This is a genomic window from Rhodopirellula sp. P2 (assembly GCF_028768465.1).
Lineage (GTDB): Bacteria > Planctomycetota > Planctomycetia > Pirellulales > Pirellulaceae > Rhodopirellula.
Genome location: NZ_CP118225.1, coordinates 1,716,862 through 1,740,013 on the forward strand (window position 1 = coordinate 1,716,862; position 23,152 = coordinate 1,740,013).

The window sequence follows — 23,152 nt, forward strand, 5'->3', positions numbered from 1 at the left end:
AAAACTGCACGACCTCGGGGCGAGGGGAGACTGTTGTTATTTGGAAGCGAAAGTTGCTTCCAAACGGTTCCGGGACCCAGACGAAATTTCTTCCGGGTCAGTTCTTGATCTTCGCTTTCTTCTTCAACTGGTTCAGCGTCTTCGTGCCGCCGTCGTTGACTTCGAAGATGAACTTGGCGAGGTCCAGGAACTCTTGTCGATCCTTCAACATGTTGACGAGACCGGGCGGCATGGTCGAGTTTTGTGACTCGAGCACGTCTTCCACATCATCGATTGGGATGGTGCGGGGTTTGCCTTGATCGGCCGCGATGCTCAGCGTGATCTTGTCATCCGTTTCTTCGACCAGGAAGCCCGACAGGATGGCGCCGTCGACCGTGATCACGTTCACGGTCTGGTAGCCTTCCAGGATCTTCTCGGACGGTTTCAGGATGGACTCGATCAAGTGCTCAGGCGTGATGTCCTCGCGCGATTTTGTGAGCTGAGGACCAAGTTGGTAGCCTTCGCTGACATCGTGGCAAGTCGCACAAGCGGTTTGGGAACCGTAGAAGTACGAGGCACCTCGAACGGCATCGCCTTTTTCAACAGCATCGCGAACCAGATCGCTGAGTGATTCCGCGAGGAGTTCATTTTCGAGCTGGTTGGTTGCGGGTTCGTCTTCCACCATTTCAGGGCGACTGCCTTCGGGGAACGGATGCATTTCGATCAGTTCTTCGGGGCTGTAGAAGCGTTGGCGGTCTTCGGTTGCGGCGCGAATGCGTTTGACTTCGTCCGGTTTGATTTCGCTGGCGTCATTGCCCCAGCTGTTTCGGACGTAGGTCAGTGCAGCGGCGATTTCCGCATCGGAGAACATGTCGCCAATGGCGGTCATCGGTGGCACGCCTTGGGTCGGTTCAAAGACCTTGCCGCGAACGCGAATTTTTCCCCAGATGCCGTGCAGGGTCAGTTTGATCAGACGCTCGGAATCGCCGTTGATCCACTCGCTGCCGGCGAGGGGCGGGTAGATTCGAACGATGCCTTCGCCGTTGTCACGGTGACAGGCGTAGCAGGACCCTTCTTCGAAGAAGACTTGCTGACCCAAGTTGTAGGTCTGAGCAAATTGCTTGTTCTTGAATTTATCGGACTTGGTGCGGTAGTCCTTGGGTTTGGCTGCGCCTTCCAATTTGCCGGCGAGCAATTGTTTGTACTCCACCAGCAAGTTTTCCGGATCGAATTCCTTCGCTTCGATCGCCTTTTCGACGTCTTCTTTCAGCAGCGGCATGGCGCTGTTGAGAGCGTTGCGAATCCAGCGGTCGGTTTTGTGAGAGGCGACCGTGAGCAACACCTCAGCGCCGGATTTGCCGCCCAACCAGGAACCGGCTGAGAGAGCTTCCAAGCGAACGCGAGGGTGTGCATCCGCAGCGGCGGTCAGCAAGTACGTTTCGGGATGGTCAAGCAAGTGCAGGCAATGCCGGACGACTCGGACCGCTGCGGAGCGGACGCGGTGGTCTTCGGCTTGCAAGCAGTGGTTGATCAACTCGGTGGAAGGTTCTTGATGACCCCAGGTTGCCCAGAGGGCTTCCAGGACCAAGCGTTCGTTGTCCGCGTTGTCGCTGGCGAACTTCATCGCAGCAGCGATCACCGCTTGTTTGTCACGACCACGCAATTCGAGGTGCGAACGTTTGCGAGCGTTGAGTTCCGGCAGCTTCATGTTCTCGAACAGTTGTTCAATCTCAGCGCCGGCAACCGTGGGAGGTTCGACCAAGTCACGGTCGGCATAAGTGATGCGGTAGATGCGACCGTATTCGGAATTCCGCATCGGGTCCCGAGCGCTGTGTTGCATGTGACCGATCAGCGTGTTGTGCCAGTCGATGAAATACAGGCTTCCGTCGGGAGCCATTTCCAGGTCACAAGGACGGAAGTTGCCATCGGAGGACTGGATCAAGTCTTGGCGGAATTTGCCTTTGATCTCAACGCCATCTTCCACGGTCTTGTACTGCTTGATCCCCAAGAAGCCAATCGTGTTGGCGTACATGTAGTCGCCTTGGACTTCATCGGGGAAGTGTCGGCTGTAGAGAAATTCCGAGCCCGAGGTCGGCCGTGTGTGGTGTTCGTAATTGAACTTCGAAACCTTTGGGATCTCTTTCGAGTGCGGGATCTTGATGGAGTAACCCAGCATCCAGTACTGGGCACCGCCGGAGGCATCGTTGACGAACGTTTGGCCGTATTCGTCGTGCGCGACACCCCACGGGTTGGAGACATCGGACTGCATCACGCGTTCGACTTTCCAAGACTTTGGATCGAAACGCCAAACGCCACCGTCGGTCATGCGTTGAGGACCCCAGGGCGTTTCGACTTGCGAGTGAAGGAAGCGACCTTCGCACATGTAAATGCCGGCACCGTGATCGACATCAAACGCCGAGATGGCGTGGTGCGTGTCGTGAGGGTCGAAGCCATCGAGCAAGACTTCCATCTTGTCGGCGTGGTCGTCACCGTCGGTGTCCTTGAGCAACACCAGGAAAGGTTCTTGCGACAGGTAGACGCCTTCGGGAGCCAGTTCAAAGCCAATCGGCATGTGCAAGCCATCGGCGAAGACGGTTTCTTTGTCGGCTCGTCCGTCACCATCGGTGTCCTCGTAGATCAGGATCATGTCGTTGGGTTTGGAATCCCCCGGTTTGTAGTGGGGGTAACTTGGCAGCGTCGAAACCCACAGGCGGCCCTGGTTGTCAAACCGCATTTGGGCGGGGTTGCCCAGGTTCGGGAAGTCTTGCTCGGAAGCAAACATCGAGACTTCGTAGCCTGCTGGCAACGTGAACGTCTTGAGAGCTTCTTCTTCCCCTTTGAGGTAGTCCGGGTTGCCGTTCTTCTCGCTCATGCGGAAGTTCGTTTCGACCGTCGACAAAGGCCGGGTGAGCGAGTCATCAACTTCGATGGTGGACGATTTGCCTTGTGCGATTGCCCAAATGTTTTGGTCTCGCAAGACCGTCATTTGACGGATCTTTTCGATCTCTTCGGGGTAGTTGAAGTTGCCATAGGGAGCCCAACGCCGGCCGTAGGCGTGCACGCCGTTGAGCATGCGGAAGTCATTTCGCCAGAACCAGGCTTTGTCTTGAACCGCTTGGTGCAACAGGGAATCGGTCGGTGCGACACCCGAGTCGGTACCGAACAATTGCTGCATGATGACCGGGGCGAGTTTTCGGTAACCTGCTTCGGACAGGTGCACGCCGTTGATTGTCAGAGGTTCGTCGGAGGTTTGGAACCATTCCAAGGTCGGTGAGTAGAGATCAAGGAAGCCGACATGTTTTTCATCGGCGACGGCACCGACCGCGTCCGCGTACGCCTTCAGGATTGCATTGCGATCGTCTGCATTGGGGAGATTGAATTCGGGAAGTTGCTGCATCGCGATCGGGGTCGCCAACACCAAGCGAGGTGGGGTGGATGCGTCACGTTCGTAGGATCGTGAGAGGGTGTGATCGACGAAAGCTCGCAGTTCGTTCTTGAAGTTTTCGACTCCGTCCATGCCGTCGAAGGATTCGTTGAATCCGAAGAAGGCCACGATTGTGTGGGCTTTGACAATGGTCAGCCATTCGTCGGGTTTGGGATAATGGCCTTCGCCGTAGTGGGCTTGGATTTCGGGACGGAACTTGTTCGCACCGGGGAACGCCCAGGGGTCGTCCTTGCCAGCTTCGGGGCGGTAGGCCGGGGTGTGGCCAGGAAAGCCCATGTTGCGGAAGGTCAGATCCTTGTCGGGGAACTGCTGGTAGAGCGCTGTCTCAAACGAATTGAACAACTCCATTCGCGAGGCCAAGCCGCTGCCGAGGAAGGCGATCGTTTCGCCTGGGGTTGGTTTCAGTGGCAGGGAGGTGGCGGGAGCATCGCCTTCCACTTCGACGGGTTGCAAGTATTCCGGACGGACCTTTTTGGTCTGTTGGGTTTCATTGTCCGTGACAGTCGTGATGACCTCCGGTGCCTGTTGCAGGTCGCTGGATTTCTCGTCCGCTTTCGCGAGCGACAAACCGCCTGTGAGCAGACAGGCGAGACAAACAAGACCAAGGGGAGTCAAAGTCGACGCGGGGCGTCGCAATTGATTCTCTGTGAGTCGCAAATTGTTTTGGGGTTTCGGATTCATTTTGAGGCAGGTTCTTAGCAGCGAGTTTGGCTCGCCGAAGAAGGTAAGAGCAGGGAGGACAGGTAAGGGGCACATTCTAGTTCATCGGGCTCGCTTCGGGATCAAGGAAGCTCGCTAGAGGCCAACCTTTTTGTCGCTTTGGGGGTGTCGAACAGCACTTGATCTCTATGGATTATTCGCTGGCGTGAGGAGCAATCCAGGCTGTGACGAGCGATCCTTCCTCGCTCCGCACAACCAGGTTGTGCGAGGAGAGGTTCCTGTTTTCGCAGCGTGCTGCGGTTGTGTTGGCGGTCGCTGTGTTCGAACACGGTGCAGGGCAGCGAAGACGTGTCGCCAGTGGGAACTGGCGACACCGTTGGGTGTGATGCAACGAACCGCTGATCAGGCTTGGTGAAGTTGCGGGGAGCCGGACTCGACAACGAACGAGTTGCGTCGGAACGTTTTGCCACCTGGTTTCAGCACATCATCGACGACCATGTAATCCGCCTTCCAGCTGTCCGGGGTGACGTCGCAGCGGATGTAGCCACGCTCGGCATTGTGCCATTTCACACAGGCATTTTCTGCCAACAGTGCGTCCAGGTTCTTGGGTTTGTCACGACCGTTGCCGCCACTGGTGAGCGACGTGGCAACGAACTCGGTGGCAACCAGGGCTTGTTCGGTTTGTCGATCGTTGACGCGAAGTTCGTTGGCCCAATTGGAGTGAATGTCGCCAGTCAGGACGACCGGATTGCTGATTTGCCGGTCGCGAATGTAACGCAGCAATTCCATCCGTTCGTGAGCGTAGCCGGGCCATTGGTCCATCGAGAATTGATGATTGTCCGGATCGCCCGAGCGATTGACCATGCCCATCATGACTTGTTGCGCGAGCACATTCCATGTCGCGCTGGAGCGGATCAGGTTGCGGGACAACCACCCGCGTTGTTGGGTTCCCAACATCGATTGGGTTGGGTCCAGGGCGGCTTCATTGAGCGGGCTCTTGCGATCATCGTTGGGTTGATCGGTTCGGTATTGCCGGGTGTCCAGGATCGAGAACTCGGCCAAGCGTCCGAATTGAGCCGAGCGATACAAACGCATGTCGCTGCCACGAGGCATCTGTCGCAGTCGAAGCGGCATCATCTCGTAGTACGCTTGATAGGCGTTGGCTCGGCGCGCAAGGAATGAGGGCGAGTCGACATCGGACTCTTCGGAAACGTCGCAGGCACAGTTGTTGTCAAACTCGTGGTCATCCCACGTCACCCACCAAGGGCATTGGGCGTGCATGTTTTGCAACAATGGGTCGGATCGGTATTGAGCGTGCCGCACACGGTAGTCACCCAGCGACATGATTTCGGAACCATGGTGCGTGCGGACCTTGCCGTTGCGACCAGCCTCGTATTCGTAAATGTAGTCCCCCAAGTGGAAGACCAAGTCGACATCGTCGGCTGCCATTTGCTCGTAGGCAGTGAAGAGGCCCTGTTCGTAGTTCTGGCAGGAGGTCACGGCGAAGCGAACTCGGTCGGGTGACTGATCGGGACGCGGCATCGTGCGGGTGCGGGCGATGGGGCTTTCGGCATCGCCGCATCGGAACCGATACCAGTACCAACGATCTGGCTCGAGTTGGTTCAGTTCGACATGAACGGAATGGCCGAGGGAAGGTGTTGCCAGTTGAGTGCCGGACGCGACGACGTTTCGCATCGCGTCATCCGTGGCAACTTCCCAGGTCACTTCCACGATTTGGGCGGGCATGCCGCCATCGGGAAGCAGCGGTGAAGGCGCCAAGCGAGTCCACAGCACCATGCCGCGATGATCGGGGTCGCCGGAGGCAACGCCCAAGCTGAACGGGTCCCTGGAAAACGAAATCTTGTTCTCCGCCCAGGCGTGCTGGGTCGACATCACAAACGCGGGAAGGGCACTGGAGAACGCCAGGAAACGTCGGCGATTCCAGGCGGCGTCAGAGACGCGAGCGGCGGCGGAAGGTTGTGACATGAGTGGCTGTGGGGCAGGAGGAAGCGGCAAAGCGAACGTCAACAGGCAATGCGTTCGCCGGGGTGACGGGATGACGGGGAGGTTCGTTGGGGGGCCCGCTGTCTCGGTCTGGCATTTGGCGGGAAGTCTAACGAGCACTCATTTTGAACCAATGTGAGTGTGCCCTGCATGCTCGGATTTCAAGAAATCTTCACAACTTGGTGGGGCCGTCTCTTTGAGCGAGCCAGCCATGTGAACATACCGTGAAATTTTGTTGTCGATGAGAAACGGCGAGAGTCGGTGCGACCCAAATGGGATACTCTGTCGTCTCAGCAGGGGCCGGCGAGCACGTGTTCTCAGGCGTCTTTGATTCCCGTTCAATTCAATGGATCGCGTGGGCGTTGTTCGCTCGTGATGGTCCTCTCTTGGTAGGAGCGACTCTTCGGATGACCGATCGCAATCGACGGCAGTTTCTAAGTGATAATTTTTCCGCCTTGGGGTCTTTTGGTGTGACCGCTGCGCTCGCGGGATTGGGGCAAGGCGTGGTTCAGGGTGGGCAAACGCATGCCGCCTCGGGCTTGCGACCGACGGCAGATGAAACCACGGGTTTGGAACTTCTGCGACTGCCTGAAGGTTTCCGGTATCGAACCTTCGGTTGGACGGGGGACATCATGAGCGACGGAACGCCGACCCCTCACGCTCACGATGGCATGGGGGTGATTGCCAGCGAGGGGGATGTGTTGAGGATTTGTCGGAACCATGAGGTCAGCGATGACGGTCGCGCGATCGCCTTTCAAGCCGGGAAGGCGTACGACCGCCGAGCTCAAGCTGGTTGCACCGAGTTGCGATTCGACAGTGTGAAAGGGGAGTGGTTGGACAGTCGCGTCGTGTTCTCGGGAACCAGTCGCAACTGTGCCGGCGGAGTCACGCCCTGGGGAACCTGGCTGACCGCCGAAGAAACTGTTCTGGGGCCCAAGGACGCGGATCATTACAAAGGCGACCAAGTTCGCACGTTCGAAAAGACACACGGTTGGGTTTTCGAAGTCGGGCACACCGATGCCGACGGCAATCCGGTTCCGTTGAAAGACATGGGACGCTTTGTCCATGAAGCGGTCGCAATCGACCGAAACAGTGGCATCGTGTATCTCACCGAAGACCGTTCGACGTCGGGCTTCTATCGGTTCTTGCCCAACACGCCGGAAAAATTGGCAGATGGCGGACGCTTGGAAATGGCCGAGATCGTCGGCCAAGCGGATTTGCGGGGCGGCTTCCAGGACGGTGTCGAGTTCGATGTGCGTTGGCACTTGATTGACGATCCGACGTTGGCTCACAGTCCCGAGTCGCTGCAGAATGTCGCTAAAGAAGGCGAGGTGGGGGACGAACTGGGCGTGTTCAAGCAGGGGCAAGCCCAAGGAGGATCGACCTTCTCTCGATTGGAAGGGTGCTGGTTCGGCAATGGCGTGGTTTACTTCGATGCGACCAGCGGTGGTGCCGCCAAAGCCGGACAGATCTGGCAGTTCGATCCTGAGAAACAAACGCTGAAGTTGTTGTTTGAATCACCAAGCAAGCCGACGTTGAATATGCCCGACAATCTGTGCGTCAGTCCCCAGGGCGGGTTGGTGCTGTGCGAAGACAATGACTATGGAGCGAACGAATACCCGCAGCGTGCGTTCACTCTGTCGCAGGACGGGAAGTTGAAGTTGCTGGCAGAGAACAACGTTCAGCTCCAGGGAGAAAAGAACGGATTTCAAGGTGACTTCCGAACCAAAGAGTGGGCCGGAGCAACCTTCAGCCCCGATGGGAAATGGTTGTTCATCAACCTTCAAAGCCCTGGCATCACGTGCGCGATCACGGGGCCATGGAAAGACGCTTTCGCCTAACGATCGGTGGTCATGCTCAACTCCGTTTTGAGGTGGAACGGTACTGGATGAGGCAACGATTCCTCTGGCCCGATTGCACCTCAGGGACTCGTTGCTTTGTCTGCCAATCGAAAGCCGAGCTGCGGCGGAATGCTAAGCAGGTACGCAGGAATGAACGGGGGCAATCTCGTGAGCCGTTTGGGCGTTGGCCCCGGTTGTGCGTGGGAACCGTGGCTAACGCCAGGCGGCTCACATACCCGATGACACCTGCGTACCTGCTTAGTGTTGTGCAATCTCTCCTATCGCATCAACCAGGTTTTCTGAGAGGCCGCTCGGGGTTTGAGAGGTGAATTTCACGCCTATTGGCACTCCAGGGGCCCCTGGACGGTGTATTCTCCAGTCTCTGTTTGGTTTTTGCATTTGGCAGTGTGGAGGCAGAATAGATTGGTTCTTAGGGCACGCGTGGCGGTGTGGTCCTGGAGAACCCTCGGGTGATCGGCAGGGGAGATCGGCACAGGGCCGATGTGCCGGCACGTTGCAATCGGCGAGCGAGGCACGGAGCGAGTGGCGATGAGACGAACGACACAGAACATTGGCAACAAGGGTTGCCAGATCAATCAGGTTTCGACTGGGGATGCCCGGCAAGGTTTCACGTTGGTGGAACTGTTGGTGGTCATCGCAATCATTGGGATGTTGGTGGGGCTGTTGCTGCCCGCGGTCCAGTCCGCTCGCGAGGCGGCTCGGCGAACCGATTGCAGCAACCGATCCCGGCAGCTGGCGCTCGCCATTCACAATTACCATTCCGCGTACCGAAAGTTGCCACGAGCGTGGTGGTTGGAAACTCCGCCAAAGGCATTCAACGGTGGCAACTGGATGATGGCGATTTTGCCGCAGCTAGAACAGCAAGGCTTGGATGACCAAATCGATCGCAGCATCTTGCCGGTCGATCAACTGAGTCCCAGCAACGTGGCTGCTCTGCAGACTTCCATGTCGATGTTTGTGTGCCCTTCGACGCCCGGCGGCATGGAATCGCGACGCTACCTGTTTGATTCGAATCCCGCGGGGTTGCCTTTCACGGCAACGAATTTGGCGCCCGCGGATTTCTCACCGACCACAGGTGTGCGTGGCACGTACGCGAACTTTGCTTACGGTGCGAGTTTGAGTGGCGGCCGCGAAGGGGCGCTGCAGGTTGTGAGTCCGATTTTTGGTGGCGATCAGGACGGTCGGTTCGCCGACATCTTGGATGGCTTGTCCCACACGACCTTGTTCGGTGAACGCACCGGCGGCAACGTGGTTTACAGTGCGGGTCGCGAAGATCCGGTTGCCACGGCCGCTTTGATCGGAGTGGAAGGCGGCGGTTGGGGGGATCTGCTCAACGGCGAGCACTGGCTGCAAGGTTCCTTGCGTAGTGGACTGAGTTGGCCGCCCGTCGGCGGGCCCTGTGCGATCAATTGCACGAATGCCCGCGGGTTTGGTTTTCATAGTTTTCATGTGGGAGGTTGCCACTTTGCGTTCGCCGATGGCTCGGTTCGTTTCATCGACACCAGCATTGAACCGCTGGTGTTTTCCTCGCACGTCACGCGGCGTGGACGGGAAGCGATCGCTGCCGATGGGATCTAGTTTGTTGGGAAAACGAAGGAGGGTGATTGTGGGAATGGGGCACCGATGGGGTTGGTTTCTGCTGCTCGGGTTGATGAGCGGATGCGGTGGCCAGCAGCCCGACGATGGGATGGTTCCGGTCAGCGGTGTGCTGGAAGTGGACGGCCAACCCGCCGTGGGTGTCGTGGTTGAATTGCACCCTTCATCGAAGGCACCTGCACTCGCGAGGGGCATCACATCAGAAGGCGGACGCTTTGAAATCAGCACGCTGACACAGGGCGATGGTGTGAAGCCGGGGGCGTATGACGTGACGTTCGTTTGGAGTGAATTCAACATCGTCACCCGTTCGCAAGAAGGCGATCGGTTGAACGGGTTGTATGCGAAACCGGACCAGTCACCGATTCACTGGACCGTTCCCGACAAGGATTCTTGGGAGGCTGGCACCATTTCGTTGTCCAGCAAGAGATAGCGTGTCCGTGAGCAGGCAAATGGTGGCTTGGTCACTGTGACCCTTGGTCATTGGGCGGCTGCGATCACGATCAGGAAGAGCAACGCGGCCAGGACGGCACCGCCAATTGTCAACGCAATTTTGGCGGTGGAATAAGGAGCGGTTCCCGTCAGGTGCTTGGCATTTTGACCGCTGATCACGACTCGGTAGAGCTGGTCGTGATAGCGATAGGCCAACACGTAGGCGGGCAATGACAACCGACGTGTCGTGAGCCCTTTGACAACGGTCTCCACGTGAACATTGCGAAATCGCGAACCCGGGATCTGGGTGCCCTCGACATGTTTTTGGGCCATCAGTCGCAGGGCGTCGCGAACTTGCCGGCGGGCTTGCGATCGTTGGACATCAAACTGTTCTCGGGTGACGCCGTCTTCCAGGTTGGGAGTGGCTCGAGCGGTTCTCAGGTCCAGTCCTTGGCTGACCGCGACCGCTTCGGATTGCGAAAGACCACGGGACGCGGACACGAGGATATTTTGAAACACCACATCCGTTTGTCCCGCGTGAGGTGCCCAGCTTGATCGTCGTGAATTGGCGTTGGAGTCGGCGGCCCAGCTGATTTTGCACTCCGTGTCGAAGACCCAGGCGACCCAGTACAGCGGATGCAAGTCATCGATGTGGGAAGCGGAAATCAAGTCGCTGGGTCGGAACCAACCCAATGAGCCAAGCCATTGTCGGAGTGCCTGCTGGGCATCATCGGGAGTCAGGATGAAGGGCAGGTAGGCTTCGGTTTGTTCCATCGGATCAACGATGGTTTCGATCTCGACGATCCCATCGCAGAACGAACATCGCAAGGCTTGATGTTCCGGATCAAATGCGACCGCTGCCCCGCACCCTTTGCATCGCAAAATCTTGGCGGCCGTTTGCTGCTTCACCGACTCATGGGGCGGTGAAGATTGACCACAGATCGAGCAACGCAGGTCACCATGTTCGAGTGGTGTGTCGCAGCGGGAGCACCGAGGAATGATTTCGAGCATCGTCAACTCACTGCATGGCGAAAAGAAGCACGATGAACGCGAGGAATAGCAGAACGGCACCGATCACCAGCGCGACCTTGGTGGTCGAGGTGGGGACATTGCCGGCGACACGGCCCGTTTGTCCGTTGACCAAGATCTGGACCGGAGGTAGGTCCTCGTCGTAGCGAACAGCGAAGCACCAGATCGGCAGCAACGTCAGGTCGATCACTTCACGGGATAGCTGAGTGCGATGTTCCAGGTTGCGATGAGAGTCACCTGGCAGGAAGTGTTTGAGTTGTGCACCGACCTTAGCGACTGTCTCGCCGTGGGCCAATTGAAAGCAGGTGGTTTGGTCTTTGGAGGGAAGTTCCGCCAGCCACCCGGTGATGATGGATGGTGAATATCGGCGCAGGGCGCGCAAGTCGAACGGTTCGATGGCCTCGAGCGAATCGTTGTTGGTGCCCTGGGAGGCGGTGACAATCACATCCAGAACGTAGCACGAGTGGTGCCCGGCTAGGCTTCGCCACTCCGTTTTGGTGACGGTTCGAGTCCTTGTGACTCGGTTTCCTTTTGAATCAGTGGTCGTGTAGGTTTCCGTTTCGGTGTAGTTCTCGCCGATGCTGGCTGAGTACTGAGTGTCCGCGACCGCGCCGTACAAGTAGGCGGGCAAATAAACGCCCCGGGTGCAGTCCGGTGCGGCACGTTTGAAGTCGGAACGAGCGAACCAATGAGCCCGGCTGATCCATTGTTTGACCAGCTTGGTGGCGTGTTCTTGATCGATGACAAAACCGATGGCGAATGTCGGTGTGGGGCGATTTTTCGACGGAGGCCGCTGGATCACCGAAGGCGAAGCGCAATACGGGCAAATCGTCGCCAACATGCCAGACAGACCCGTCAGCGCCGCACCACACGACTGGCAGGCAATCTCTTGCAGTTCAGGTTCGGTCGTCACTTCCGCGGCGGGCATTCGGGGGGGCTCGGTTTTCTTTCCAAGAGGCGTGGAATGGACGATCAACGTTAGGCGGGCATCTGTTCAGGCCCCTTTTTCGGTGACACGGGGCGCCGTGTGGTTGGCTTAAAAGGTGGGATTTCGTTCAGTGTGCCACGGATACTCTTCAGGTGACGCAAATTCATTGTTAGATCGTCGTCGATCGCAGTGAGAGAATACACTCAAAACCGGACGGTAATGAAGGCTTCGATCCCCTTTCCCTTTGACTCGATCCAGCAGCGCGATTGACCAAACCGGTAGGATGGATTTCAATTTCGATCTGACGAAGTTGTCAATCTGTGTGGGGTCCACGGGAGGAAGAGCGGAGGGATTTTTTAGCTTTCGAGAGTCGGCGGCACGCCCATTCGTTCCTGCGAACCGGTTCCGCATCCAGTGGTGACATTGTGCATCGTGGCCCGTCATCGTGACGCGAGCCCATTTTCAAACGTTCTTTCACTCGAGGATGGAAGCACGAGTGAACTCAACGGCGACGACCGAAAATCAACGCAGTCTCACTCGCAGCCTCGTCAATCCGTTGGCGGTGGCGGTGGTCATCATTGTGTTGATCATCAGTGGCGTCATTGCGTTCCACAACATCCGTGAACTTCAGGAAACTCGCCTCAAAGTCGGTTTGACGTTGAAGGTGCTGGCATCCTTGGCTGAGATCGAAGGCGCTGTGATGGATGCCGAGCGGGGGCAGCGGGACTACCTGATCACCGGTGATTCCCGGCATTTGGACCCGTTCAGTGAAGCAGTCAAACGCACCCAGCAGGGGCTGAGCCAGTTTGAAGAGCTGACCGAAGATCATGCGGTTCAGCGAGCCAAGTTTGACGAACTTCGACCGTTGGTCGAAGAACGCATTCGGCATCTCAACGCGGTTTTGAAAATCCGAGCGGAAGAAGGCCCTGAGGCCGCCCGCACTGCAGTCATCGAGAATTCGCGTTGGAACTTGATGGGTGACATCGAGAAGCTGGCAATCTCGATGCGAAAAATCGAAGAGGATTTGCTGGTCGTTCGCGAAGCGATGGCGACGCGAGCTTATCGCAGTGGGATCGTGACATCGGTGTCCTCCACGCTGATCGGTTTGATCTTGGTCGGCAGCGTGCTGTATTTGTTGGAACGCAACCGCCGCAAAGCGGAGCGGGACGCGCTGATGTTGAACGCGACTCGAGAGCGAGTTCAGTTGGCACTCGACGCTGCAGAAATGGGCGCCTGGAACATCGATCCCACGACCCAAACGCTGCGAACGGATGAACGGTACCGCCGAATTCATGGCGTCGAGCAAAAGGAGATGACGCTGGAGGATTCGTTGAAGCGAATCCACCCGGACGACCGAGCGAGGGTTCGGCAAGCGGTGCGAGCGTCGATGTCACCCTTGGATCCTTCGCCCTATTCGGTGGAGTACCGCGTGGTGCACAAAGACGGGTCGATTCGTTGGGTGTCCGGGAAGGGAATCGCGCGAAGCAACAAACGCCGCGGCAAACCAGTTCTGACCAGTTTCGATGGCACGGTGGCAGACGTGACGGAACGCAAACGCCAAGAAGAACGGTTGCAGCGCAGCGAGCAAATTGCGCTGGCGGCCAATCAATCCAAGAGCGAATTTCTGGCGAACATGAGTCACGAGATTCGGACTCCGATGGCCGCGATTCTGGGGTACGCAGATGTCTTGCTGGGCCACTTGGAGGACCCTGACAATCGCAACTGTGTGATGATCATGAAACGCAACGGCGAGCATCTGTTGTCGTTGATCAATGACATCCTGGATTTGTCACGCATTGAGGCTGGCAAACTCAGCGTGGATGCCGAGCAGGTTCCGCTGCCGCGATTGGTGGGTGACATTCAGTCCTTGATGCAGGTCCGTGCAGACGAGAAAAACGTTGACTTCCAAGTCGAATTCGAGGGCCGCGTGCCGCAGTCCATCGAAACGGACCCGACTCGATTGCGACAAGTGTTGATCAACTTGATTGGCAACGCCATCAAGTTCACCGATGAAGGCAGCGTGTGTTTGAAAGTTCGCTTTGTGAACGGGGCGGATCCGCCGGTGATTGAATTTTCAATCGTCGACACGGGCATTGGCATCAGCAAAGAGCAGCAGAACCGATTGTTCAAGCCGTTTTCGCAGGGCGACGCTTCGGTGACACGGAAGTATGGCGGTAGCGGGTTGGGGCTGGCCATCAGCCAGCGATTGATCGAGATGATGGAGGGGGAAATGTCACTGGATAGCGAACTGGGCGAAGGTTCGACATTCTATGTGCGATTGCCGGTTCATTCCCTGGAAGGCATTGAGTTGGTCAAGCCGGATTTGGTCAAGCAGCCTCCTCGTCCAGAGGAAGTGTTCGCCGAAACACCGACGTTGAACTGCCGCGTGTTGGTGGTCGATGACCGCCGAGATGTTCGTCACATCAGCCAGCATTTTCTCGAAAAGGCGGGCGCGAAGGTGGCCACGGCGGAGGACGGGCAGCAAGGCGTTGATGCCGCCATTCAAGCTCGTGATGCCGGCAACCCGTTCGATTTGATTGTGATGGACATGCAGATGCCCAAGGTGGATGGGCTGCAGGCGACGGCGCTGTTGCGTTCCGCTGGCATCGATTGGCCGATCATTGCCCTCACTGCGGATGCGATGAAAGGCGACCGCGATCGGTGTCTCAATGGTGGTTGCGACGATTACCTGTCCAAGCCCATCGACCATGTCAAGTTGGTCAGCATGGTGGCCAGTTACACGCAATCCATGGACATCAATGAATTGGTGGGACGCCGCCACCTCCGCGCGGATCAATTGCAAGAAAAGATCGAACGCGAAGGCAGGTTGCGGCGTTAAACGAGTGAGCCGAAATGACTCTGTCGGGCCCGTTTTGAGCCTATAAAAACGAGTTGACCAGGACGGCCAAAGCGGCACCGGTGAGGGGCCCCAGCACGGGAACCCAGGCGTACTGCCAATCGCTGCCCTGCTTTCCATTGATGGGAAGCAACGCGTGGATCAATCGTGGGCCAAGGTCCCTGGCTGGATTGATCGCGTAACCGGTTGGTCCTCCCAGTGACAGTCCAATGCCAAACACGAGCAAGCCAACAGGCAACAACCCGATCGATCCCAGGCCTAGCACGGGAGCGTTCTCGGCCGGTTCTACCCCGGCACTGAAGCCCGGATCCACCAACAAGAAAATGGGCAGGATCAGTGCGAACGTTCCAATCGTTTCGCAGACAAATGCTTGGGGGAGATTGCGAATGTTGGGAGCCGTACTGAAGCAGGCCAGCATCCCATCCGGATCGTCGGAGGCCTGACGAAAATGTTCGCGGTAGAACACATACACCAGCAACGCTCCGGCCATTCCGCCCAGCATCTGGGCGCCGATGTAGCCGCCGCTGTCGACCAGGCTGAACCCTTCGTCAGCCAAGTACATTGCGAGTGTGACGGCGGGATTCAGATGCGCCCCACTGAATTCATTGGCACAGAATGCTCCGATGAAGACAGCGATCCCCCAACCTGCAGCGATCACGATCCAGCCCCCGTCATTCCCTTTTGTTTTGGGGAGAACGACGTTCGCGACCACTCCATTTCCAAACAAGACCAGGAACATTGTCCCGATAAACTCTGCCACATACGGATGCATGGATCCACCTTTCTACGATTTGATACTGTCTGGCGAGATGCTGGAATGCACGGAGGTGGTCGCCAACCCAATCCGTGTTCTGCTCCCAGATAACGGCCATTCAATGAACGGTCATCAAGCGTGCCACGGTGGGAGCGATTTCACGAGTGGCGGCCGAACTCAAAAACAAACATCGCGTCCGCTGGCCAGAACGTTCTTGAACGTTCAAACCATCGTGTGACGGACCAACCCAGCCACCTCCGACCATGGGGCAGGAATCGCGGGGGCATCATCGTAGCCCACTTCAGAGGCTCCGCGTCGATCGGTTCAGGGAACGGCAGAGCATCTTGGGCTTGGGCGAATGAGTTTCAGCCGAGTGTTTGGCCGCCGTCGACAGGCAGCAATTGGCCGGTCGTCATGCTGGTTCCCGTCGCAAAGAACAGCACTGCGTCAGCGATGTCTTCTGGCTGAGAAGCCTTGGGCAGCGGGTAGTCCGCGACCATTGCCTCGAGGTCCCAGTCGGGATTGCCTTGCCGAATCCAGCGGCTATCGATTGGACCGGGACAAACGGCGTTGACGCGAATTTTGGGGGCCAGGGCTCGTGCCAGCGATTTTGTGAGCGTGTTCAAGCCACCCTTGCTGGCGCAGTAAGCGATCGAGGAGCCCGAACCGGTGATTCCCGCGACCGAGCTGACGTTGACGACGGAGCCACCGTCGCCTTCGCAAAGCAGGTCTGCGGCGGCACGCGTGACAAAGAAAGGCCCTTTCAAATTCACGCCGAGAATGCGGTCCCACATCGGTTCGGTGAGCGTTTCCAATTGGGCATGCTCAATGAACTCGGTCGTGGCCGCGTTGTTGATCAGGCAATCCAGGCGACCAAATGTTTCGCGAATTTGATCGATCATCACACGGACGTCTGCGTCGACCGAAACGTCGCAGCGAACCAACATGGGTTTCGCGCCAAGGGCTTCCACGTCGGCAGCGGTTTGCTTGGCTTCGGTTTCACTGCGGGAGTAATTGATCACGACGTCGTGGCCCTGTCGGGCCAGTCCGATCGCACAGGCTCGACCGACACCGGTGGCGGCGCCGGTGACCAGAGCGACGGGGCGTGATTGGGAAGGCATCGAAGGCTCGGTGGGATTGGAAGAAGGCAAACAAAGTCAAGCGACTTGCTGAACTCAGAGTGTTGGGAGCGTGGCCTTGGGCGGCGCCGAAGCGGCTTTCGCAGCCAGGTTGCGAACCAAGGATCGAGCGACTTGATCAAACGGGGCGCGGGCACGGTGATCGTTGGCGATGACCTCCGCCAATTTGCCTGCGTCACCCGCTTCGCGAAGCGTGATGTCGATTGGCAATCCGCCCAAGTAGGGAACACTGAGTTGTTCGGCTTTGTCGCGTGCCCCGCCGCGGCCGAAGATGTCGTAGGTCTTGCCGCAATCGGGGCAAGTGAAACCGCTCATGTTTTCGACCATGCCCGCGATCGGAATGTTGACTTTGCGGAACATGCTGATGGCTTTGACCGCGTCCAGCAAAGCGACTTCTTGCGGCGTGCAAACCACAACCGCTCCGGTGATCGGAATCGCTTGGGAGAGCGTCAACGCGATGTCGCCGGTGCCCGGTGGCATGTCGATGATCAAGTAATCCAGTTCGCCCCAGGACGTGTCTCGAAGGAATTGTTGGATCGAACCGTGCAGCATCGGGCCACGCCAGATCACGGCTTGATCGGGTTCCAGCAAGAATCCCATCGACATCACTGGCATCGCGCCAACTGTTTCAGGTGGGACTCCTGATTCGCCGTTGGGACCGAGGCGAATCGGTTCGATCTTTTTGTCCTCCGAGATCGCCGGTCGTCCTGACAATCCCAGCAGGTGCGGGACGCTGGGGCCGTACACGTCGGCGTCCATCAGGCCAACCGTTGCCCCCAAGCGGCGAAGCGTCAGGGCAAGTGAAGTTGCCACGGTGCTCTTGCCGACGCCGCCCTTGCCGCTGCCAACCAGGATCACGCTTTTGGCTTTCAAGCCAACCTGGCCCAAGCGAGCCGGCGGGCGAGCATGCACAGGCGTTTGCACCTCGATGGTCTTGCCCGGCGCAACGGTCAGGGCCAGATCGCGAATCGTGTCCGCGATTTCGTCGGCGATCGGTTGGCAGTGGGACGTGATCCCGACGGACAGCTTGATCGTGTCGCCGTCCAGGGTGATTTCCCCCAATTGCCCGGTGCTTTGGATCGGCCGGCCGGTTTCGGGATCCGGGTGTTGGCCGATTCGTTCGCGAAGGGAGGCGATCAGGGCGTCGGGTTCGACGGGAGTCGTCATTTCAAAAACCAGGGGCGATCAAGACCAAGGAAGCGGTGTCACGAGTTGGCATCCAGCAATTCGCCGATGTCCAGCAAGTGAACTTGGCGTCCGCCTTCGTTCTGGTCAACCGCGTGCGGGCTGTCGATGGCAACGGTGCGACCATCGGGGCTGCATCTTGGGTGCGTGTCACACCGCCATTCACCGGTGTAGCGTTTGGGCGACGGGAAATGGCCCAGGTCAAATCGGCGGTTGCTGGGAACGTGGTACAGATAGACCGTTTGGCGTCGGGACCGGTCGGGATAAGTGTCGTTGAGGATCCAGTCACCGTGGTCGCCAGCCAAGTAGGTGTTGTGCCCATTGCTCGGCATTTTGTCAGCCCCCACCGGGCGAACGATGTCGGTCTGGTCGTCAAAAACATAGAAGCCGTTGGGTTGCCCGGCGGGGCGAGTCCACATCGTCACGGCGTCATCGTCTTTCCAGATGAAGTGCGAGGTGTAGCCCGAAGGATCCAGGACATGCAGGTCGGACCCATCCATGTTGGCGGTCAGCATGCGAGTCACGAATCCGCCTTTGTATTGCAGCGTCGCCGGATCAAACTCAGGGCGATATCGATGCAGCACAATGAAACGGGTGCCCGATGGGTTGATCAGAAGGTGGTTGAAGTAGTGCCAGGCGTCGGCGTGTTTGTCTCCGTCGGGCCACGGCAGTTGAGCGACTTGCGCCAAGGACAGGATCAATTCGCTGCGACCGGTTTGCAGGTCGACACGCCACACGCCGGATTCCTCGGGGGCACGTTGATCGACGTGCGGATCGGGTAAACCGGAGTAACCGTATCCCGGGCGGAGGTTGTTGATCCGTCGGAAATCGGCCGACAAACCCGTCCGACCGTCTTGGCTGATCGTGTAAATCGGGCGATCGATGGTCCGGGTCTTGCCTGATTCCAAGTCATGGATACGGCACACGAACCGGTCGCCATCTTGGTCGTTCCAAAGCACTCGCTTGCCGTCTTGGCCGACGAACTGCAGCATGCATCCTTGTTGCCATCCCCAAGCTTGGCTGCTGCCCAGCGGGGTCCATTGGTCGTCCTTGGCCGTGTCAACGTAACCCACACCGATGCGATCCTCGGCGTTGGGGCTGCGGCCTTCAAAGTCGATTTCGTTGGACAGCACGAAGCGGCCCGTGGGATCGAACTCTTGTTTGTCGTAGTACCCGAACCAGTGGAACTTGGGGCCGTGGGTGATCGTGCGGGTGGGCACGTGTGTTTCCAAGGGCCCCGTTTCGCCCGCCGATTCTTTCGCAACAGCCAAGGGGGACGTGTGGGCCAAGAGAGCAGAACCCGCGGCCAGGTTGGTGGCCAGAAACTGACGGCGGTGCAGGGGGGACGACGGACGCATCGTGGGGACTCCAGGGGAAGGAGGGAGGGGAGATTGGGCAGGAAACGGAGGGCAGGACGTCGGTGGGCCAATGAAACGGCCCAGCAGTTTAATGCATTGGCCGTGCCCATCGGGGGATGGTGGGCATCCGGGACGCGCCGATGGATCGCCGGCGGCACGGAGGCAGGGCAGGGGCGTTCCGAAAAATGGGCGGTCGAGAAGAGTGACCGAGAGAAATGCGGCGATCGAGAATTGCCGCGAGGACGTCCGCTAACGCTGTTCGCGATAGGTGGTGAAGCTGAGAAAAGCCAGCAATCCAGCGAAAATGACGAACCCAAAGTTCATCAACATGCTGGCCGATCCGAGGGGAGCCATGTCGCTCATTCCAGCCAGCCCCAGCAGCAAATCGGCTCCGAACAGCACCAGCAGCAGGATGGACGCCACAAGGCTGATTAGACAAAGAGCCTTGGGCATGGACGGGAACCTCAATCAATGTCGGGGAATCAGGGTGCAGTTCAGTCGGGACGGGGCCCGGTTCGGGCGAGCGAGACAGCTCGCGAGGCAAGGATAACAAACTCGCCTTCTAGGTTTGGGCGTCAGTATAGTTCAACGAAAAGAAAATACCCAAGTTCACGTGATTTCGCCATTTCCTCATCGAAGTTCGGTCGGGTTGGACCGTTCGCAACAGTTGTCGGGACCCAATCCGCCTATCGTTTCAAGCGGATCGATGCGACGATAAAGGCATGTGTCACCGGAACTTGGTGGTGGCGAGCAGGGTGCGGATTTCGCACGCATTTGATGGACAGACCCTCTTTCGACAGGCAACCATGCGTCGGACGCTGTTATTGATCCCACATGAATTCGCGGGCTGGCCCCTTTTTGGGGTGGGTTGGGCGTTGTTGTTTTTGGTGATCGCCGTGTTGGCCTTTGTGGGCTGGGAATCTCGTCGCGGTGGCGTGGGGGCAGTCGCCGCCATTCGCCAAATCGCTGGCTTCGCACTGATGGCGGCGGTGATCTTGGTTTTCGTGGTTCCGCGAACGGAGCTGGTCAACTCGCTGGGCGAGCCGGTCGGTGTGGCGGTCCGCGGGTACGGGATGTTCCTGATGCTGGCGGCGATCGCGTCAGTGGGCTTGGCCGCCTGGCGGGCGGAGCGTGCCGGATTGGGGGCAGACTCGATCCTGCAGCTGGCCCCCTGGACCTTCATCGGTGGCTTGCTCGGAGCCCGGATTTTCTATGTCACCCAGTACTTCGAAGATTTCCTGCGGCCGACCTGGACGGAAACGTTGCTGTCGATGGCGGCGCTGAATCAGGGCGGTTTGGTCGTCTATGGCGGCTTCATCGGTGGGTTCATTGCGTCGTTGATCGCGTTGAAACGGCACGGGACACCGATCTGGCGAATCGGCGATGTGATCATTCCCTGCATCTTTGTGGGATTGTTGTTTGGCCGGTTGGGGTGCCTGATGAACGGGTGCTGCTACGGTGGCGCCTGTGACGCTGGCCCGTTGGCGGTCCGGTTCCCGGCTGGATCACAGGTTCACGCGGAGCAACTGCTGTCGGGCGAGTTGTTGGGCATCCAAGGGCGACCAATCTCATCCCCAGAAGAAGACCCGCCCGGTCAGTCGCGATTGATCGTGGATTCGGTACGTCCGGATTCATTGGCCAGCCAAGCAGGGATCGAAGCGGGGCAAACGTTGATGATTGCCTTGGACAGTTCCTACCGAGATGAGGTGCCGCTGGATCGGCCGGTGGAAGAAGCCCTGCCGGGAGTGTTTGTGCTTCAGGGAGACGAGGTGCTGGCGAGATTTTCTCCCCAGGACCTGCCAGCGATTGCGGAGCCCGTTTGGGGCACGCAAATTATCAGTTCCGTTTTTGCAGCCATCATGTTTGTGGTTTTGCTGATCGTGGAACGAATCCTGCACCGAGGCCCCCAGCGGCCGGCGGATGCCACGACGAAGCAAGCTTGGTCGGGAGGGCGTCGGCCGGGAGTTCTGATGCTGGTTGGTTTCATCGCCTATGGCGTGTTGCGAATCGTGTTGGAATGGATTCGCGTCGATGAAAAAGGTCAGTTTGGAACCTCGTTGTCGATCTCTCAGTGGGTCAGCTTGGTGGTCATTGCGGCGAGTTTGATCGCTTTGTTCATTCGCTGGCGAGGTGTGGATGGAAGCGAGAACGGCACTCTGGAAAACGAGAACGACTTATGAAAATCGCCTGTTTCAGCACCAAGCCCTACGACGAGAAATTCTTGTCAGCGGCGGCGGAAAATTTCAATCATGAAATCGTGTTCTTGGAACACCGCTTGGACGCTTCCACCGTGGTCTTGGTGAAGGGGTGTGATGCCGTCTGTGCGTTCGTCAACGACACGCTTGATGCGTCCGTTCTTCAGAAGCTGAGCGAGTTTGGAATTGGCTTGCTGGCGATGCGGTGCGCTGGCATCAACAATGTGGATTTGGAGGCTGCGGCGAAATTTGGAATCCGAGTTGTGCGGGTCCCTCGCTATTCGCCTTATGCGGTTGCTGAGCACACGGTGGGGCTGATTTTGACTTTGAATCGAAAGATTCACAAAGCTTACAACCGAGTGCGTGAGAACAACTTTTCCATTGACGGGTTCCTGGGATTCGATCTGCACGGGCGAACGTTCGGTGTGATTGGAACCGGTTCGATCGGTCGCGTTTTGGCGCGGATCATGAACGGGTTTGGGTGCCGGGTGTTGTTGCATGACCCATACCCGAACGAAGAAGCCAAGCAGTTCGGCGAGTATGTGGATTTGGAGAGACTGTTGGCGGAGTCCGATTTGGTTTCGTTGCAGTGCCCGCTGACGCCGGAGACACACCATTTGATCAATGTGGATCGACTCGGCAAAATGAAACGCGGCGCCATGTTGGTCAACACTTCGCGTGGCGGTTTGGTGGACACCTCGGCAGCCATCGAAGGACTCAAATCCGGACAGTTGGGTGGGTTTGCATTGGACGTTTACGAAGAAGAATCCGGTGTGTTTTTCGAGGACCTTTCTCAGGAAGTCATGCAAGACGATGTGCTATCAAGATTGATGACGTTCCCCAATGTTTTGATCACTTCTCACCAAGCGTTCTTCACCCGGGAAGCTTTGGAAACGATTGCTCGAACCACACTTGAGAGCATCGACGCATTCAGTCGGGGTGAAGAATTGGTCAATCAGGTGGTTGCCACACCATCATGACTTCCGCACGTGTTCGCAGTGACGAATGGATGGACGATCCGGGGTTGGATCCTGGGCGTCATCGACAAGCTCTGGCTGGATTGGCTCGGTTGAACCGAATCAGTTTGGTCTCCAGGGTTTTCTATCCACGCTTGGTCCGCTTGGCGGCACAGCAGCCGCGGCGACCTCTGCGGGTCTTGGATGTTGCCAGTGGCAGCGCAGATTTGCCGATTGATTGGTTGAAGCGAGCCAAGCGTCAAGGCGTTCGGATGGAAGTCACGTCGCTGGATCGCAGCGAGTACGCCATGGACGTGGCCTTGGAATCGGCCAAGGCTGCCGGCGTGACGTTGGGAACGGTCGTGCGAGATTGTTTGACCGATGGATTGCCGTCGGGGTTTGATGTCGTGACCAATTCGTTGTTCATGCACCATTTGGAAAACTACCAAGCGGTTCGGTTGATCCAAGAAATGTGGCGTGTGAGCGAACGGTCCGTGTTGATCTGTGATTTGGATCGCTCGTCAGTCAATCTGGCCTTGGTCGCCGCCGCGTCTCGTTTGGTTTCGCGGAGTGATGTTGTTCACCACGATGCAACCGCCAGTGTTCGTGCTGCGTTCAGTCGTCCCGAGTTTTCGGCGCTGCTGCGGCAAGCGATGGGGTACGAGATTCCGGTTCGGATTTCTTTTCCTTGCCGGTACCTGGCAGTGATTGATCAGGCTTGCGTGGCTGAATTGGCGGGGAGATCGTCACCGATTCTGTCCGGTGCCATTCCGTGA

The 23,152-nt window shown here is 57.9% G+C and carries 16 protein-coding genes; 7 read left to right on the top strand and 9 right to left on the bottom strand.

Annotated features, from left to right (window positions below):
* Positions 1-97 precede the first annotated feature (97 nt).
* Together PSR62_RS05935 and PSR62_RS05940 are read right to left on the bottom strand one after the other, a co-directional pair.
* Entirely contained in the window at positions 98-4,105 is a 4,008-nt protein-coding gene (locus PSR62_RS05935; RefSeq protein ID WP_274406892.1) for a PVC-type heme-binding CxxCH protein, read from the bottom strand.
* Between the two features lie 381 nt (positions 4,106-4,486).
* Positions 4,487-6,070, bottom strand: coding sequence for an alkaline phosphatase D family protein (locus PSR62_RS05940; RefSeq protein ID WP_274406893.1), 1,584 nt, complete (start codon positions 6,068-6,070; stop codon positions 4,487-4,489).
* A 290-nt stretch (positions 6,071-6,360) separates the two neighbouring features.
* Between PSR62_RS05940 and PSR62_RS05945 the strand changes: the two genes are divergently transcribed.
* The 3 genes from PSR62_RS05945 (at position 6,361) to PSR62_RS05955 (ending at position 9,976) form a co-directional block, all read left to right on the top strand.
* A complete protein-coding gene (locus PSR62_RS05945; protein WP_274406894.1) occupies positions 6,361-7,929 on the top strand; it encodes an alkaline phosphatase PhoX in 1,569 nt (522 codons plus the stop codon).
* Between the two features lie 549 nt (positions 7,930-8,478).
* A complete protein-coding gene (locus PSR62_RS05950; protein ID WP_274406895.1) occupies positions 8,479-9,528 on the top strand; it encodes a DUF1559 family PulG-like putative transporter in 1,050 nt (349 codons plus the stop codon).
* A gap of 34 nt (positions 9,529-9,562) precedes the next feature.
* Entirely contained in the window at positions 9,563-9,976 is a 414-nt protein-coding gene (locus tag PSR62_RS05955; RefSeq protein WP_274406896.1) for a hypothetical protein, read from the top strand.
* A 47-nt stretch (positions 9,977-10,023) separates the two neighbouring features.
* Here PSR62_RS05955 and PSR62_RS05960 read toward each other — a convergent pair whose 3' ends face one another.
* Together PSR62_RS05960 and PSR62_RS05965 are read right to left on the bottom strand one after the other, a co-directional pair.
* Positions 10,024-10,986, bottom strand: a complete 963-nt coding sequence (locus tag PSR62_RS05960) for a hypothetical protein (RefSeq protein WP_274406897.1) — start codon at positions 10,984-10,986, stop codon at positions 10,024-10,026.
* Positions 10,987-10,993: 7 nt separating this feature from the next.
* Entirely contained in the window at positions 10,994-11,932 is a 939-nt protein-coding gene (locus tag PSR62_RS05965) for a hypothetical protein (RefSeq protein ID WP_274406898.1), read from the bottom strand.
* Between the two features lie 484 nt (positions 11,933-12,416).
* On the opposite strand from PSR62_RS05965, the gene PSR62_RS05970 reads away from it, so the two are divergent.
* A complete protein-coding gene (locus tag PSR62_RS05970) occupies positions 12,417-14,771 on the top strand; it encodes a hybrid sensor histidine kinase/response regulator (protein WP_274406899.1) in 2,355 nt (784 codons plus the stop codon).
* Positions 14,772-14,811: 40 nt separating this feature from the next.
* Here the strand turns inward: PSR62_RS05970 and PSR62_RS05975 are convergent, their stop codons facing one another.
* The 5 genes from PSR62_RS05975 to PSR62_RS05995 all read right to left on the bottom strand — a co-directional run bounded on the left by PSR62_RS05975 (position 14,812) and on the right by PSR62_RS05995 (position 19,678).
* Positions 14,812-15,561 carry an MIP/aquaporin family protein gene (locus PSR62_RS05975; protein WP_274406900.1) on the bottom strand — a complete coding sequence of 250 codons (750 nt, stop codon included), beginning with the start codon at positions 15,559-15,561 and terminating at the stop codon, positions 14,812-14,814.
* Positions 15,562-15,908: 347 nt separating this feature from the next.
* A complete protein-coding gene (locus PSR62_RS05980) occupies positions 15,909-16,664 on the bottom strand; it encodes an SDR family NAD(P)-dependent oxidoreductase (protein WP_274406901.1) in 756 nt (251 codons plus the stop codon).
* 54 nt (positions 16,665-16,718) lie between these two features.
* A complete protein-coding gene (locus PSR62_RS05985) occupies positions 16,719-17,849 on the bottom strand; it encodes an Mrp/NBP35 family ATP-binding protein (protein WP_274406902.1) in 1,131 nt (376 codons plus the stop codon).
* A 38-nt stretch (positions 17,850-17,887) separates the two neighbouring features.
* On the bottom strand, positions 17,888-19,225 hold the full coding sequence (locus tag PSR62_RS05990; protein WP_274406903.1) for a hypothetical protein: 1,338 nt from the start codon (positions 19,223-19,225) through the stop codon (positions 17,888-17,890).
* Positions 19,226-19,474: 249 nt separating this feature from the next.
* On the bottom strand, positions 19,475-19,678 hold the full coding sequence (locus PSR62_RS05995) for a hypothetical protein (protein ID WP_047815705.1): 204 nt from the start codon (positions 19,676-19,678) through the stop codon (positions 19,475-19,477).
* 353 nt (positions 19,679-20,031) lie between these two features.
* On the opposite strand from PSR62_RS05995, the gene PSR62_RS06000 reads away from it, so the two are divergent.
* Genes PSR62_RS06000 through PSR62_RS06010 form a run of 3 tightly spaced genes read left to right on the top strand, consistent with a single transcriptional unit; the run spans position 20,032 to position 23,152 of the window.
* Positions 20,032-21,405, top strand: coding sequence for a prolipoprotein diacylglyceryl transferase (locus PSR62_RS06000; RefSeq protein ID WP_274406904.1), 1,374 nt, complete (start codon positions 20,032-20,034; stop codon positions 21,403-21,405).
* Entirely contained in the window at positions 21,402-22,400 is a 999-nt protein-coding gene (locus PSR62_RS06005; RefSeq protein ID WP_274406905.1) for a 2-hydroxyacid dehydrogenase, read from the top strand. Before PSR62_RS06000 ends, PSR62_RS06005 begins: the two co-directional genes overlap by 4 nt.
* The gene (locus PSR62_RS06010) at positions 22,397-23,152 is read left to right on the top strand and encodes a methyltransferase domain-containing protein (protein ID WP_274406906.1); all 756 of its coding nucleotides are present in this window, start codon (positions 22,397-22,399) and stop codon (positions 23,150-23,152) included. The genes PSR62_RS06005 and PSR62_RS06010 overlap by 4 nt, the downstream gene beginning before the upstream one ends.